Consider the following 16,886-nt stretch of genomic DNA (forward strand, 5'->3'; position numbering starts at 1 on the left):
ATGAGCAACCCAAAAGCAACTGAAAACCTGAAGCGGTTCGAAGATTTTGTAAATCAAAGGGTCAAAGAATCTGATTGGGAGGATTATGTATTACCTAATCGTCTTGATTTGAATAAGAAAATGATTGCCAGAGATTGTGAGTTTGATCGAAAGCGCATAACGGAAAATTCGAAAATCAAGGCTATATACGATTATGTCAAAATTGAGCTTATCAATAAGGGAATATTGCTTGCAGACAATCGAGAGCCATCTGTTCAATATGCGAAGTCTACAGAAAGTGCAGCTCAATCTAAAAATAAGAGCACTCTTAAAAAGTCCCAAGAGATAAATGCAGCCTTAGAAGAACAGTTATCACAAGCAAAAAAAGACCTTTTGAAAGCAGAAGAAAAGCTTATAAAACTTAAAACTATTGAAGACTATATGCTAGCAACAGGCCGCTTATGACGACTACCTTCGAAGGACAGTTACAAATACGTAAGATTCGTAAGCGTGGCCCCGCTGGGGGTGTCATATTTTCTGCTGTAACGATTAGCGACAAAAAAAGGTTTGTAGTTAAAGCTGATTGGCGACTAGCGCGCACTCCTAGTCTCTTTCAAGAGCACCATATATGGGAAGTCAAAGGCGAAATAGAAAACCAAACAATTACATGGTCCGATGGCACTCAAGCAATTGAAAAGGTCATTATTCCAGATAGTTTGTCATTCGTTAAAGCATCACACGAAAATTTAAAGCGCCTTCTGGCTGAGTCGATTGATTTTAAAGGTATTAGCCAGCTTAAGGCAGATAAATTAGTCAATTTCTTCGGCGATGAACTCTTTGAAATTGCTAAAGATGGTGACGTCAATAGACTACTCCCAATAATAGGTCAATCGCTGGCTGAAAGACTAGTTTCTGGGCTACAAAAATATGAGGAGTTAAGTACATTACGACTATTAGATGAACTAGGTGTGCCTCATCATGTTGGTAATTCTGTACTCAATATTTGGAAGTCAGATGCCTATACCCATATTATGAAAAACCCATATTTTTTAGTTGCATTCATGCCCGATTTAAATGCTATAGACGCATTTGCAATTGACCGATTAGGTATGTCTGAAGATTGTCCAGAACGGCTAATAGCTTATACCAAACATGTCATGTTTAACGGATTCTCCACAGGCAACACCTGCCTTCCCCTTAGCAAAGTTAAATTCCAACTAAAAAGATTGATGGGTAATTCTGCAATAGCAGCCAAAGCAATTGAAGTATCTGTAGAACAAGGGGAATTATTACTTCATAACTCGATAGCTCAAGTAAAGAGTATGGATATTGTTGAATCAAGTGTCGCAAGTATTGTTCATGACTTAAGCCAACGTCTTTACTGTGACTCATTGTTAGTGCAGGTAACAGCCATTCTCGATGACTTTGAATGCGAATTAGGCTTCAACCTAACAATTGAACAAAGGGATGCCGTGTTCCAATGCTGCCAAAACTCTTTAACACTCCTAACTGGCGGTGCTGGGTGCGGAAAAACTACAGTAATTGAAGCAATTTGCTATGCTCTTGAGAGACTTAATCAGACGAAACAAATAATACTCATGGCATTAGCAGGAAAAGCTGCTCAGCGTATTACTGAAGCTACTGGTCGAGATGCAATGACGATTGCGGGTTTCATGTACAACATTAGACCTGAAGATTTACACGAGGATGCTGTGATAATCGTGGATGAAGCTTCCATGGTTGATGTTTTATCGCTCCTTAAGTTACTTAAGAGAGTTCCAAAACGTGGACGAATAATATTTACAGGTGACCCAGAACAGTTACCACCTGTGGGAATAGGCTTAGGCTTGCATGTTCTCGTAAATTTACCACTCGCAAATCCACACCTTAGTACAGTAAAAAGACAAACTGTAAAATCAGGAATACCAATAATAGCCAACGCAATTAGGCATTTTGGTGACAAGACTATAGACATTCCTTTTGCAGAATATAATGGGGTTGGCTCAGGTGTTAGCTTCATCGAATGCACTGAATCTGATTTGGAGCAAAAATGTATTGATATTTACACTCAACTTGGAGGAGATGGAACAAGTAACGATATTCTTATCCTCTCGCCAGTGAAGCATCTAACTGGTGGTGTTACCCATATCAATATCAAGATCCACGATCAGTTTTTGAAAGGAAAAAAACTATCATTCAACCATAAAGATTTCGGAAACATTCATCAACAGGTGTTGGGCACTTCACTTTGCATGGGTGAATTAGTTATGTATACGCGAAATGATTATGAAAAGGACATTCGAAATGGTTCTGTTGGTAAAGTGATCGACCAAAGCGAAAATGGCGCCATTGTTGACTTCGAAGGTAACATTGTAACTCTTACATTAAATGACATGACCAACTTGGAACTTGCTTATGCTATGACAGTTCATAAGTCACAGGGGAGTCAATTTGATCGAGTAATAGTTGCTATAAAAGACTGCCGTAATCTGGATCGCCATCTAATCTACACAGCTGTGACTAGAGCAAAGTATCAAGTTGTCTTTGTCGGAGATAAACAAGCATTTTATGACGCGTTACAACGCTCAAACTCATTCAATCGTTATACACTCCTAGCTAAGCACTTAAGAGATAATGAAGATAAAATAACAGAAAGTAAGGCTAATTGAGATGCAGATAATTTAATGTGAGTATCATTTGTAGTTTACCTGTACACCGCACAGCTAACATTAATAATCAAAAAAATCACATTTTACTTGATTGTGTAACTTATTCAAGATACGTTTGAATTTGTAACAAATTCAAGGTTAGAGTTTACATTTCTAAAGAAAAAGCTGAATGCAAAGTGACCCACGGCGGGTTTCGAGCCGGTGCAGGTCGAAAAACAAAATATGAAAAAACTATCGTGATGCGGGTGCCAGACAAATACAAAGACGCTATAAAAAGTTTAATAAAGCATTTAGATGAATGCGAAATGGTTGATAAAAACTACTCAAGCGCAAAATCCCAACCTGTTTTCATTCGCTCCCTTCAAGATAAACCGCAGAAAGTCACATTTATTATCGACCCAGTTTCAAAATCTTGATTATGTTACAATATCAAATTAATTTAACACATTTATCTTCAATACTGATAAGTAATTAATCATCATGCACAGCTAAACATTGAATAACCATACCTGCTCCCATAAATGATATTGTTATACAATAATAGCTATTCAATGTTACTACGGTTAAGCGATTCTATTAGCGATTTTTTCTCATCATCATTTAACAAAGCAACAAGTACAGCTAACTCTGCGCTTTGGTCATCCTCACAAAAAAAGTAGTTTAGTGGCACTTTCAATTCATTAGCCATTTTTTTGAGCGTTTGAATGTCGGGTACATGCCTACCCTTTTCATAGTGGTTCATTCTGCCACTGGCTGAACTTTCATCCATACCAATTCTTACACCCAATTCTTTCTGCGAAATTCCCACTTTCTTTCGAGCCAGTTTAAGCCGCTCTGGTATAGGACTGTTATGCAATTTATATTCATCATCAAAATCTCTCATGCTTAGATTGTCTAAGTTTTACTTATTTCTGTATACTTAGCAATCCTAAGCTTTTTATTTTTTGAGATCGATACATGAGCAACAAAACTATTTCTTTGAACCAAAAATTCAAAAAACTATTATTACAAGCTGAAGGAAGTTCAGTTAGTCGTAAACAACTTATTGAATCAGCAGAGGGCTTATTAAAGTTATCGAAGATCCAAGCACAGCGCTTGGTTGCGAGAAATATTCATGCTTTAACGACAAAAAAATTAATCGTCGCGACAAGCGCAAATAATGAACGAATCTATCAAATTTCCCCTGAACTTCTCGAAATTTTACACCAAGGTGAGAATGATAAAGCATCACAAAATCTTGCCGTAGAAGGTGAATCATCAAATGAATTAATTAATGAAGAAACTAAAATCAGTACTGAATTGAAGATGGTATTAGGCGAAATCCAAGCTTATCAAGATTACTTAGAACAATTTCCTCAAAAAAACAAAACTATTTTTTCATTGCTAAATAAGTCCAGAGATCGTGCTTCTGACCTATATGGTCGCCTTAGTGCTATCAGCAAAATTATTAAGGCAACAGAAACAGAGGACAACATGACATGTTAAGAGATTGGCAGGAACGCTGCATCAAACATGCGACTAAAACCTATACCCAACAAGCGACATACCTCATGCTTGCTTGTCCTGGTGCTGGCAAGACTATAGCTGCGGCCCATATTGCTAAATCACTCATCGACAATAATAAAGTGGATTATGTCGTCTGCTTTTCACCATCTCGTATTGTTTGCCAAAGCATTGAGCAAACTTTCGAACACGTATTAAACCGGAAATTTAACGGCCGTTTAGGGGCCTTAGGGATGTCGAGAACTTACCACTCTTTAATCAATACAACCGAGTTAATTAGTGATTTAAGTAATAGCAGAGTGTTAGTTATTTTTGATGAGATACATCATTGCGCTGGAGATGGTGATTCAGCCTCAAATGTTTGGGGAATGCAGCTACTGGCAACAATCCAAAACTTAGCGACTTATACATTGTCCTTAACCGGAACGCCCTGGCGCACCGATACTCTCCCAATACCTTTTGCAAAATATACTGACCCAGACGGTAATATTTTGTGTGATTTCTCATATGATATTGTCGAAGCCATTAAAGACAATGTATGTCGCATGCCACAAATAACAGCGATTGATCTTGAACATGTTGTCGTAAAGAAAAACCATCAACTTCAGACATATGACAATCTACAACACCTTCTAGAAGAAGGAGAAGTTAGCTATCAAGCCATTATTAAACATCCTGAGGTAATCAAACATTTATTGTCTCAAAGTATTGAGCAGCTAGATAGCCTTAGATGCAGTTCACTCAATGCAGGAGGTTTAATTGTTGCGTCGTCATACCTTCATGCTTTGCAAATTCAATCTATTCTATCTGGCCACTTCAACAAAGAATCAACCCTAGTGTCTTGCAGGCTAGATGACTCACCAGAGTTAATTGAGTATTTCAAAAATAATCAATCCGAATGGATTATTAGCATCGCGATGATAAGTGAAGGAACAGATATACCCAGACTGCAAGTTTGCTGCAATCTCACAGATGTTACTACTGAGCTCTACTTTCGACAGATACTAGGCAGGATACTTCGCGTCACACAAACACAAAGTCATTTTGCTTATATGTTCATGCTAGCAGAGCCGAAGTTAGTTGAGTATGCCAAACGATTAGACGAAGCAGTACCAGGAACATACACTTATCAAAAATCTGCCCATTTACTCGACAGCATGGATAATTCAACACAAAAATCTTTACCCAAAAAATCTTCATTTTCTAACGAGAATAAGACCAGCACACAGTTTGATTATGAATCTGGTGATATTAACAATCATCAACTTAGGGGCAAAAACAAAATTGATGATTTAGTTTTGTCTTCGTTTAAATCACAGATCCTTTCGAGCTATCTGATTTATGCTCAATAACATAAGACAAAGAATGGTTTATTTGAATTATTGTGCAAAAGGAACTCTAACAGGCCAAAGAAACAACATATTTAATTGGCTATGGGGCATAGTGAGTCCGCACATACCCCATATCACCTATTAAAAACACTACCTATACCAACCATCAGCCAATACTTCAGCCTGTTCAAGTACCAATTTAATCGCCTCTTCTGCTGCATCTGGCGGGTATTTCCATCTACGCAGTAATCTGCGTACAAGGTTACGCATTCTAGCTCGAACACTATCGCGCTTTTGCCAATCAACCGTAGCTGATTTTCGTAACTGTTGAGTTAACTCAATGGCAAGGCTTCGCAAGTTATCATCACCTAGTTGACGAACTGACTCTTCGTTTTCGATTAATGCACAGTAAAAGGCAATTTCATCGACTGAAAGATTGAGCTTATCAAGCATCTCGGCATCTTCTTGCATCTCCTTTGCCCATTGAATAAGTTCTTCAATGACTTGGGCCGTTTCGATGCTACGGTTATGGTATTTTTGCAGCGTAGACATAATGCGTTCAGAGTATTTTTTCTCCTGCACCACATCGTTTTTCATCCGAGATTTAACCTCATCACGAAGGAGCTTTTCCAGCAACTCTACAGCAAGGTTTTTCTCTTTAATGTTCTTAACATCTTCTAAGAACTCAGGTGAAAGTAATCCAATATTGGGCTTGTCTAAGCCAACCATGCTAAATATATCGTCAACACCATCAGCAATTACAGCATTATCAAGAATTAACTTCAGAGCGCTATTGCGTTGTTCATCAGTTCGCTTTTTATCGACTGTTGAATGTTTGATAAACGCTGTTTTTATTGCGCTATAAAAGGCTATTTCGTTCTTGTAGCCTTGTGTTTCATCCATAGTATTACAAAGTGAGTAGGCTTTCGTTAAGGCAGCCATAACGTCCAGGAAACGACGTTTACCATCACGCTGCTCCTTTCCATTGCTTTGAGGTACTACAAGCCCTGACAAGTGGTTTACTGCGCCAGGAAGTAATCTAAGTGCGTGAGTTTCAAAGTCAGGACGATAATTAAATACACTACCATCTACAGGTGTCGCAAACATGCCACGGATAATATCAATCTTCTCCATCAGTACCGCAAATGCTTCAGCGGTATCAATGGTCGGTTGCCCTTTACCTTGGCTATTGGTATAGGTTTTTAATGCATTTTTAAGCTCATTGGCAATACCGATATAATCAACCACCAATCCACCAGGTTTGTCTTTGAATACACGGTTTACTCGGGCAATAGCCTGCATCAAGTTATGCCCTTTCATGGGCTTGTCGATGTACATTGTGTGACAACAAGGGGCGTCAAAGCCTGTCAACCACATGTCACGTACAATCACTAGTTGCAGCTCATCTTCGGTATCTTTATAGCGCTTTTCAAATAGCTTTTTGGTCTTCTTGTCATGAATATGTGGTTGCATCTTTTCTTTGTCAGATGCGCTGCCGGTCATCACAATTTTAATAACACCTTTGTCTGTATCGAGGTGATGCCATTCAGGTTTTATAGCAACAATTGCATTATACAAGTCTACGCAGATCTCTCGGCTCATTGCCACAATCATGGCCTTGCCAGCGAAGGTTTCAGTTCGAGTGGTAAAATGTTCAACAAGATCTATCGCTACTTGCTCAATACGCGGCGCAGCACCAACCAATTTTTCTAGTGTCGCCCACTGAGACTTTACCTTTTCACGATCGGCTGTCTCTTCATCTTCACCAATTTCATCTTCAACTTGATCGTTTAGTTGCTCAATTTCATCTTGGTTAATATCCAGCTTAGCTAATCGAGATTCATAGTAAATTGGCACCGTTGCACCATCTTCTACCGCATCTTGAATATCATAAATTGAAACGTACTCACCAAACACACCACGGGTATCTTTGTCATCAATGGCAATAGGCGTACCTGTAAAGCCGATAAAGGACGCATTAGGCAAAGCGTCACGCATATACTTAGAATAGCCGTAAACGTACTTATGGCCGGTTACAACACCGTTTTTATCCTTTACCTCAACCATCTTCGATTTATTGCCGTACTGGCTGCGGTGGGCCTCATCAGACACAACAACGATATTGCTACGTTCAGATAGCCTTGGGTGGGCTGTTTCTTCATCCAACAATGCAAATTTTTGAATAGTGGTAAATATGATCCCACCAGATTGACGATTTAATAGTAACTCTCGTAATGAATCACGATCATCTGCTTGCTGCGGAATTTGCTTTAACGTCTCTTGAGCCATGCCAAAGGTGTTAAACAACTGGCCATCTAAATCATTACGATCAGTCACAACCACAATGGTAGGGTTATTCATACTAGCTTGCTGTAACAATTTACTGGCATAACAGACCATAGAAATACTTTTACCACTGCCTTGTGTATGCCAAACAACACCGGCTTTACCGCTGCCTTGCTTGATTTTATCTAGCGCTGGAATGGTCGTTTCTAGGAAGTTACCCGATGTGTTTGATGCCCTAACGGTTGCCTCAACGGCTGCTCGCACTGCATGGAATTGATGGTAGCCGGCAATCTTCTTAATGATGTTGTCATTATCAATTTCAAACAAAACAAAATAGCGGATGTAATCGAGCAATAAATCTTGTTTGAAAAATCCTCTCACCATAGTTTCAAGCTGAAATTCGAGTAAAGGCTTATCATTCTCTGTCGTTACCGTTTTCCAAGGTAAGAAGCGTTCTTTATTCGCGGTTAATGAGCCTACACGCGCAGTCCAACCATCACTTACAATTAAAGCTTCATTGAAAACAAATAAGTCGAAGATTTCATCTTTGTAGGTTTGCAGTTGATTATAAGCATTCCAAATATCCGCATGCTCATCAGCAGGATTTTTAAGCTCAATGACGGCTATCGGCAAACCATTAATGAACACAATAACATCAGGACGACGGCTACCTTTTGTACCAATAATGGTAAATTGGTTAACGATCAAAAACTCGTTGTTATCGGGCGTAGTAAAGTCCATTAACTGTGCATGAGAATGCTTAGTTTTAGTCTCGCCATCCTCGATAACAGTATATTCAACCGGCACACCTTCAATCACATATTTATGGAAGGCACGGTTATTCTTTATCAGTATGGGCGTATCAGGTGAGCAAACAGTATTCACCACATCCAGTAACGCGTCATAGGGAAGCTCTGGGTTAATCACCTCTAACTGGCTTAATAACCGCTGTTTCAATACAACTTGATGGTAATCCTCACGCTCAGGTGACGCACCGTCTGGAGCGATATCATAACCATTTTTATACAGGTAACCTTGGTCGGTAAACCAGCTGATGCACGCTTGTTCTAATTGGTCTTCGGTGATCACGCTACGTCCTCTCGATTCCATTTTTGCATTTCGCCGCAAAAGACGGTGAATGACTCGCTATCAATAAATAATCGTTGAATTGCCGCCATCTGATTAAAGAAAGTTTCTTGCTGCTGTTCAAATGTACTGGCACTAGCGATAAATTCAGTCAAATCACGATAGATGATCAATGGATGCCATTTATTCGCTTTATTACCAAGTGTAGTCCGATCACTCAAACGCCATTCCTTAGGCAGTTTTGATGATATATCTAAAACTAATTGGTCGTAATAGCCATGTACTTTAACTTTTGGTTGAAGCTTTTTATTGACGCTTAACACAACTGCCGCAATAGGTGCCGTATTGAGGAGGTCGTGAATTTGATGATCAGCACCATCAACAATAAAGCCGCAAAATAATGCCGGTTGCCATGCTTTCTCATCGTTAAAATCGGCTAATGAAGAAAACTCTAACCCTATTCGGCCCCAGGTGTCATTGCGGCCACGTGCATTTCTATGTTTTGGTGGGCTAGAAAATAGCGTCGAACTACTTTCTGTCAACAATGGCCATTGGTTATTAATCGAGTGCTGACAAATATTATAGAGTTGCTGATCTATGTTTTTGGCTTCTTGGTAGTAGGCAATTGACAGCGGATTAATCGCTGATACGTTAATTAAACCATTGCTTTCGAGTAACTGAATAAACTCTTCGCGGATCCAATTAAGTTTTTCGTTATCACTCTCTATGGCTTGGATCTGCTTGGCAATATCGTACCAGCACAAGGCAATATCAGGCTGCTGCCTATGTTGGCCTACATGCGCGGTAATCAATACTATTAAAAAGCGTTTGTTAAGTGATTTCTCAGCAAAATCTCTGTAGTTGCTTAATTGTTTGTGATGAAGCTCCGACCAAATTTTATGTTCAAAGATCACACAAAAATCACGGTCTATAGATTCCCACAGCATATCTGGGAACTTTCCATTGAAGTTGACTTGGGTGTCGATATATTCAGACTCAGCCATAGAGTCTATAACCAACCCTTTCTGCACCGCTTTTTGTTGTAAAAGATGATTTATTGACTGACGCACAGACTCATCATTTTTCAACAACCAAGCAAACGCTTCAGTTACAAAGTTCTCTATCGGTGATGTCTTATGGCTTGCCGCATATTTGCTGATGTTAACAAGTAAACTATTTCGCATTGCAATCCCTTGCTCTTAATTTGATTATAATATTGTTGTTTCGGCTAAGTCGATTTCGCCCGAAAGCAATTTAGGAAGTAGTAAATCACGAAGCTTAGCTAACTCTTCTGATTGAGCATCATTTGAGAACATCATTTCTAAATATGAACGTACCTGTTTATCAAAAATCTCATGAATTTCTTTTGGTGGTACAACTAGCAATGTATCTTTGATCCCTGCTGTTGATAGATTTACCTGAACTCCACTATTTGCACGAGAACGAATGTCGGTTAAAAACCCATTCGCATTAGTTTGATAATATAAAAAAGGATAATTTAAGTAGTGTTTTTCAGATTTACGTATTAAACCAACACGTTGATTAACCAAAAACACATCAGAAACAGGCATTAACGCAGTATAGCCAAGTAAAGCGACATTATTTTTCATGTCGGTCATACTCATTAAAAGGTCACCTTTTTTGATCAAATACCTTTCAAGCTTGGGGGTCGAATTTAGATCAAAATGGTCTTTGGAACCATGCCAATTAAAACCACCTCCTTTACGAATATTTCCCATTTTAAATACTTTGTGAGTTCCTGCTGACGCATCGGTCGTAAGTTCTTTACTCTTGAAAGCAAAACCATTTTGGAAAGTTGAAATATCCCCTAAAGACCTAACCTGCCATCCTTCAGGGATCAATCCCAACTCAGACTCAACTAGCTTTTCTGGAAAAAGCGAGGCAGTGGACGCATCTATACCTTCAGGTTGCTCACCATTCATTTTGGCTTTAACGGGATCGAAATCGACAAACCATGATTTGAAGATGGCTTGTGCCATTCCTTCTAGAGTTTGGTTGGTTTGGGTGTTTAACGTTATTTTGTCATCCATCGCTCGTAAGAAGTTGCCAGCTAGTTTTCTATTTTCTTTATCAGGATATGGATATTCAAATTCCGCTAATGATTGCCATGATACACGCTGTCTTCCAGATGTACCTTCCATTCGAGCTTTTGCATAAGATCTAAATTCAGGTAAGCGAGCAAGATAATAGATGTAATTTTCATCATATTCAGGTTCTTTGGCTGCCATTACAATAAATTCGGTTGATCCGAAGGCATTCGTATTTATAGGTAGCCCAGATACTTTGGCTGTTTTCCCATTTTCTAGGCATGGTGTAATTCGAGCAAAAAGCGTATCTCCGTTCGCAAACTTCGCTCCACCACTCTTAAATACCTTTTCAATAACCTCGTCAATGTCACGGCTTGAAATCGGTAAAGCCGCCATATCAATAAATGGAGCAATCGTCCCTTTTTTTACTGTTCTTTTAGGATTAAATTCAACAATATTGGTTATTAGATGTCTTTCAAAGCTCATAACCTAACCCCGCTAGGTTCTTCTTAATTTCAGCTTCTAAAGTTGCCGACTCAGCAAACTGTTCAACTAGCTTGGCCGTTAAAACTTCCATCTTTTCAGCAAACGGCACCCCATCATCAATCTTATCTGATGCACCCACATAGCGTCCTGGTGAAAGCACAAAATCATGCTTGGTAATTTCTACTAACGTGGCAGATTTACAAAATCCCGCTTGGTCTTCATAAGTGACGCCATTAACCGTTTCACCGGTTTTCCATGCGTGGAATAGGTCGGCTACTTTTTGAATATCGTCAAAGCTGAAGTCACGTAATACGCGGTCTTTCATGTAGCCAAGATTACGAACATCAATGAATAGCACTTCCCCTTTGCGGCCACGCAGTTTACGACCGGCTTTATCAACTCTTGGGTTCTTATTCTTGGTTAAAAACCAAATACAGGCTGGGATTTGAGTGTTAGTAAATAACTGCCCAGGTAAAGCCACCATACATTCAATCAAGTCATTCTCAATTAATGCCTGACGAATGGTGCCTTCGTTATTGGTGCTTGAACTCATAGAGCCATTCGACAATAACAACGCCTGTGAGCCATCTGGTGCAAGATGATGAAGCATGTGCTGCATCCACGCAAAGTTTGCGTTACCCGCTGGCGGTTGGCCGTATTTAAAGCGCGGGTCGTTATCATCAACACCTGTGTTCCACTCTTTCATATTGAATGGTGGATTGGCCATAATGAAGTCGGCACGTAAGTCGGGGTGTTGAACATTGGTATAGGTACTGGCTGGCTCTTTACCAAAATCGTAATCTAACCCACGAATAGCCATGTTCATGGCGGCTAATTGCCATGTGGTGTGGTTGTATTCTTGGCCGTAAATCGAGATTTTGTGCTTTTGAGTCAGCGCATCAACTTGCTTTTCATGGGCATGACGCTCAATGAATTTCTCTGATTGTACAAAGAAGCCACCTGAGCCCATAGCAGGGTCATACACTCTGCCCTCAAAGGGTTCAATCATCTCAACAATGAGCGTTACGATAGATGCAGGCGTGTAGAACTGGCCGCCTTTTTTACCTTCAGCTAGCGCAAACTGACCTAACATGTATTCGTATACGTGCCCGAGAATGTCTTTACTGTTTAAGTCAGCGTGTACAAACGGAATAGTGGCAATCAGGTTAATAAGCTCATTTAGCTTAGCTTGGTCAATTTTAAGAGATGAATATGACTTATTAAGCACACCTTTTAGCTTTGGGTTATCGCGCTCAATCCCTTCAAGTGCATTATCAATTAAATGACCCACTGAAGTGATTTTTTTTGTGATTTTCTTGTTATTAGGGCCTGCAATTGCTAATTCAGCACCACCAATCACCAATGGGCCATTGTCTTGCAAGAACTGCCATCGTGACTCAATAGGTAGCCAGAATACGTTTTTCTCCGTGTAAAAATCACGTTGCTCAAGCTCAACCTGCATTTCTTCAGCAAGCTCTTCTGCGCTAAAGTCTGCTGGGTCTAGGTAATATTCGTTATCAGGATTAGTAAGTGCGGCTTTGATTTCATCTTGGCGCAGTTTGAATGCATCTGACACGTATTTAACGAAGATAAGACCTAGTACGGCATGCTTGTATTGAGAGGCGTCTAACGTAGAGCGAAGTTTGTCAGCGGCATTCCAAAGCTTGCTTTCAAGCTCTTTCAAAAATTGTTGTTCTGTTTGTTTCATTTGATGTTTTTCTTGATTTAGAAGAATTACTAACATCATATCACTGGATTTTTAAATGTCTTTAATTTATGTCTAGGTAAGTGCTTTAGTTGAAGTTAAACCACATTATGGAAGGTAAATTTGTAGACAAACAATTAACCTGTGTCCATTCAAACACCTGAAGAGCAATGTTGAGTTATAAAACTCAACTATAGATAAAAAGCATAATTGGCTTTAGCTGTGTGCCGTTTCAAACACATCAGTAATGCTATTTTTATAATCTGATACATAACTAAAATGGATAGCACAGTGAAGCATGGCATCTTCTTTTTTCGCATAAAAAATAGAGAGGTTAAGGTACGCTTCTAATGGCGCGGTTAAAATTGACACATTAAGTAAACCATCATCTACTGAAATGCTATAGGCTTTTTGGTGTTTATCTATCCACCGACAAATATAATCCCATGCATTATCTTGAACCTCATCTTGGTCATTAGCAGAATAAAAATAGTCTTCAACAATGCTAGTGTTCAGAGAAAACATCTGCGGTAATTTAATATCTTTCGGTCGTCCACCCAGAACTGGCACACTGTAATGGCTATTCTCAGCTAGGAGAAGGTTAATAGCCGTATTGGACTCACTAACTGTAATCATTTGAAAAAACCTATGTTAGTTGTAAAGTAATTATTCAACGCCATGTAACGTCAATGGCTAACTCTCAATTTGAAATAGTGGCTCTCGACAATGAAAAAAATTACCTGTTTGCTCTTCTTTATTACTTCAATTAACGCATCAGCGACTGAGGTCATTACCTGCAATGATGCCATGTCAGTCGGTGGAGAAGCGAAGAGTGCTCTACATCATCTAGCGCAGCAACGAGCGCAACACGATATTGAAAACTTTGTAGAAAAGCCTTTAATTAAACCATATTTGGATGTTTGGGGCTCGTCAAGCTCTCCAGCAGTAATGGCAGAATTAGTAGAAATATATTGGTGTGAAACAGACAATACTCCACTTCATGAAGCGTATTATCGCTTCTATGCATCAAATAAACACGTTTTTACACATTAGTTTTATTCAAAAATCTCATTAAAGCACCAACATAATCAACTAGCACACTATCTTTTATCATGATTATTTAGAACTAAACAAAGTCGGTGCTGAAATGTTTAAAACGTTTTGTCGGAACAAAAATTAGGATCACCATCTAAGATACTACTGATATGCAAAAACTAGATATACGTGTACGACTATATTAAAGTTTGATAAAAAATGAAGGTTATCATGAGCGGTAACAACGCAATAGTTTGATAATTTATTTGAGGACGAATGTCATTTTTTGATAATAAAGTTTGATCTTTTTCAAGCTCAATTTTGTACAAAAATGATTTAGAACCAAGGCGATTGCACTCATTTTCGGATTATAAACACCGCACCTAAAACGTTAAGCTTATAGAGTAACTAGAATTTGAGTACTTGCACTTGTCGCGCGCTTCATGGTTTTCCATAATTAAATATTTATTATTCCTTATTAATGATATCCGGAATAGAGCGAACGACTAGTTTAAGTACCATCCACCACGCGTAAATAGAATCTATTGATGAAGAGGAATTATCATCTAATAATCCATGAGCTACTTCATTACGCAAATTACTACCAAGCGTGTCTGTGAAAACGCTCTTAATTTCAAAGGCTAAATCTTCCCCGTATAACCTAATCACTTCTGGTAGCTCCATCAACGTACTTAAGCCATTCTCATTTTCAATGCCATCTTTATCAATATTGCTTGTATGAACTCCAGCTTCCTTCAATTGTGAACGTACTATATGTTCTACTTGCGGGCAAAGTAAGTGAATTGCAGCGCCAAACTCATACTCAAAACCTAGCCATAGCGCATGTCCTAATAATTGCTCTCGATTTTGAGGAACTATTCGTGAGTAATGGCAAGCGGTAACCATAAGTTCTCTTGTGAACCGATGTTCCATTAGTAATTGTCTCAATGCGGGCATAATTTGACCTTCTACCACACACTGAACTTCGATAGAAAATTGCTGCTGAATTTGCCTATGAAGAGCAGCTTGATTACCAGGAGAATCTTCACCATCATTGAAATTAATAGCCGGAGTTTTTGCGATGACACGCCCGTCACTGTTCATATGAGTTGCACCAACTAAGCTACTAAGTACGCTTTGTTGCATAATTATTTTAGATGTTTCACGAAGCTCTTTATATTTGGGTACGCTATATAGGCCGGTGAAATATAATATTGCTTGTTCAGGGCTAAGTTTCCCGGAAACATGTTCAATTGATTGCTTCGCCGTGTCAGAGATATCAATCCCCGGTGTGCTTATCATACACATTTCATCTAGAGCAGCTTTTCCTGATGTTACTATTTTATCGCGAATGGCTCTTGCACTCTCATCAACACCATAAGCCACTCGATGTTTATTTGGAATACAGCGATATGCTTGAATTGCATTTTCATAGAAGGAGTTTGCGACCATATTACTCCCGCTAGAACGGGAGTCAGCCTCTAGCTCAAAACATTCAGCGATCGCAATAAGTGATTCAAGCCATCCATTCTCATCAGAGTATTGCTTGTACTTTTTAGAAGCCAACTCAAAGTATGATCTAGCAGAACGATAATCACCATTTATCTTTAGAGTATTGGCCTTTTCGGTAAGTGAAAACGCTATATTTTCTCTAAAATCATTATCAATTTTAAGATCATCCAATAAATCCGCTAACCAAAACTTCATGAGTGAATCACTCGGATATTCAGAACTAAAGGCTGAAAAAAGTTTACTTTTTATTATTTTTAAACGATCAAAATCTTTAATTTGCATAGATAACCGTGCAGCACGTTCCCAGCAATCTTTTACACCACGATGCCACGCTTCACCATTAATCGGTTCAGAAATATACGAGTCTATTGCTATTTTTGCATTTTCGGGATTTTTCGGGATTAGTAGCAACCACAGCAGATCAGCAATCCTTGCTTTAAGCCATGGCTCATTGACATCATTGAGAATTTCCTGAAAGAATATCAGCTCTTCTTCGGTAAAGTCATCAGGTAGCGCAGACCTCCGTCCGGCATGAAAGTCTTGAATACTGGCTTTGAATGGTTCATTGATCCTGCTCGGTACCAACATCATTGATGCAGCTCTTGATAACAGATCGAGGGCTTTGGAGTGTGTTGTTTTTCCCTGGTCTAACATGTCTTTCGAATATTGCAGCAAACAATGCATAACCGAAGAGTAACCAGAGCGTTTCTCTGGTAATACATCATAGTTCCAGTCGCATTCAATAAATAATTCTCGAGTTAACTTTAACGAATTTTCCATAATTAGTAAGCACCTAGACTTGTACTTTATAGTTTCATCTTTGACTAAATAGAGATTCTATAGACTAGCGTAGACAAGTAGCTCATACCACAGCTAAATAGTTACTTTGTTGCAATACTAAAACTTGGTCAACTACGCAGCGGTTAAACTGAAAGTCTTGATGGGTGCGAACCACTATTCCAAGATGAGGAAGCGATAGTGAGAATATCATTTGTCACCTTCGCCTTCAGACAATAATTAATTGAATAGGAATAAACACGTAAATCAAATTACACATATTTACCTGTCTCACGTATAATTATACATGAGTTAGATAATTGCGTGTAATTAGATTATAAATGATCAAACACTATTAAGAATTATCAAACTTTAATATAAACGCACAATACCCCCCTGTGTCAGGATAGTTGTCGCCTCAATTAATTTACAAATAAACAGGGAGCGGTAAGTTACAGCAAGTGAATTA

General features: G+C 38.9%; 13 protein-coding genes. 6 read left to right on the plus strand and 7 right to left on the minus strand.

The window, feature by feature from the left end; all coding sequences use genetic code 11:
- The 3 genes from AAEY98_RS07155 (at position 1) to AAEY98_RS07165 (ending at position 3,064) form a co-directional block, all read left to right on the plus strand.
- The gene (locus AAEY98_RS07155) at positions 1-444 is read left to right on the plus strand and encodes a VPA1267 family protein (protein WP_351015944.1); all 444 of its coding nucleotides are present in this window, start codon (positions 1-3) and stop codon (positions 442-444) included.
- Positions 441-2,648 (plus strand): AAA family ATPase, encoded by a 2,208-nt coding sequence (locus tag AAEY98_RS07160; protein WP_351015947.1) that lies wholly within the window; start codon positions 441-443, stop codon positions 2,646-2,648. Before AAEY98_RS07155 ends, AAEY98_RS07160 begins: the two co-directional genes overlap by 4 nt.
- A 176-nt stretch (positions 2,649-2,824) precedes the next feature.
- Complete coding sequence (locus AAEY98_RS07165) at positions 2,825-3,064, plus strand: hypothetical protein (RefSeq protein ID WP_351015950.1); 240 nt, start codon at positions 2,825-2,827, stop codon at positions 3,062-3,064.
- Positions 3,065-3,192: 128 nt separating this feature from the next.
- Here the strand turns inward: AAEY98_RS07165 and AAEY98_RS07170 are convergent, their stop codons facing one another.
- On the minus strand, positions 3,193-3,531 hold the full coding sequence (locus tag AAEY98_RS07170; RefSeq protein WP_351015953.1) for a helix-turn-helix domain-containing protein: 339 nt from the start codon (positions 3,529-3,531) through the stop codon (positions 3,193-3,195).
- Between the two features lie 74 nt (positions 3,532-3,605).
- On the opposite strand from AAEY98_RS07170, the gene AAEY98_RS07175 reads away from it, so the two are divergent.
- Both AAEY98_RS07175 and AAEY98_RS07180 read left to right on the plus strand, forming a co-directional pair.
- Positions 3,606-4,133, plus strand: a complete 528-nt coding sequence (locus tag AAEY98_RS07175) for a VspR family transcription factor (protein WP_351015955.1) — start codon at positions 3,606-3,608, stop codon at positions 4,131-4,133.
- Entirely contained in the window at positions 4,127-5,503 is a 1,377-nt protein-coding gene (locus AAEY98_RS07180; RefSeq protein WP_351015958.1) for a DEAD/DEAH box helicase, read from the plus strand. Before AAEY98_RS07175 ends, AAEY98_RS07180 begins: the two co-directional genes overlap by 7 nt.
- A gap of 129 nt (positions 5,504-5,632) precedes the next feature.
- Here AAEY98_RS07180 and AAEY98_RS07185 read toward each other — a convergent pair whose 3' ends face one another.
- The 5 genes from AAEY98_RS07185 to AAEY98_RS07205 form a co-directional block, all read right to left on the minus strand.
- Positions 5,633-8,857 carry a type I restriction endonuclease subunit R gene (locus AAEY98_RS07185; RefSeq protein WP_432338759.1) on the minus strand — a complete coding sequence of 1,075 codons (3,225 nt, stop codon included), beginning with the start codon at positions 8,855-8,857 and terminating at the stop codon, positions 5,633-5,635.
- Positions 8,854-10,038, minus strand: coding sequence for a PD-(D/E)XK nuclease family protein (locus tag AAEY98_RS07190; RefSeq protein WP_351015964.1), 1,185 nt, complete (start codon positions 10,036-10,038; stop codon positions 8,854-8,856). Before AAEY98_RS07190 ends, AAEY98_RS07185 begins: the two co-directional genes overlap by 4 nt.
- A 24-nt stretch (positions 10,039-10,062) precedes the next feature.
- On the minus strand, positions 10,063-11,388 hold the full coding sequence (locus AAEY98_RS07195; protein ID WP_351015967.1) for a restriction endonuclease subunit S: 1,326 nt from the start codon (positions 11,386-11,388) through the stop codon (positions 10,063-10,065).
- Positions 11,378-13,096 (minus strand): type I restriction-modification system subunit M, encoded by a 1,719-nt coding sequence (locus AAEY98_RS07200; protein WP_351015970.1) that lies wholly within the window; start codon positions 13,094-13,096, stop codon positions 11,378-11,380. Before AAEY98_RS07200 ends, AAEY98_RS07195 begins: the two co-directional genes overlap by 11 nt.
- Positions 13,097-13,309: 213 nt before the next feature.
- Positions 13,310-13,729 (minus strand): hypothetical protein, encoded by a 420-nt coding sequence (locus AAEY98_RS07205; protein ID WP_351015973.1) that lies wholly within the window; start codon positions 13,727-13,729, stop codon positions 13,310-13,312.
- Positions 13,730-13,819: 90 nt separating this feature from the next.
- Between AAEY98_RS07205 and AAEY98_RS07210 the strand changes: the two genes are divergently transcribed.
- Entirely contained in the window at positions 13,820-14,146 is a 327-nt protein-coding gene (locus AAEY98_RS07210) for a hypothetical protein (protein WP_351015976.1), read from the plus strand.
- Between the two features lie 450 nt (positions 14,147-14,596).
- Here AAEY98_RS07210 and AAEY98_RS07215 read toward each other — a convergent pair whose 3' ends face one another.
- Positions 14,597-16,420, minus strand: coding sequence for a DUF7380 domain-containing protein (locus tag AAEY98_RS07215; RefSeq protein ID WP_351015979.1), 1,824 nt, complete (start codon positions 16,418-16,420; stop codon positions 14,597-14,599).
- Positions 16,421-16,886 lie beyond the last annotated feature (466 nt).

This window comes from Shewanella sp. AC91-MNA-CIBAN-0169 (assembly GCF_040310165.1).
GTDB lineage: Bacteria > Pseudomonadota > Gammaproteobacteria > Enterobacterales > Shewanellaceae > Shewanella.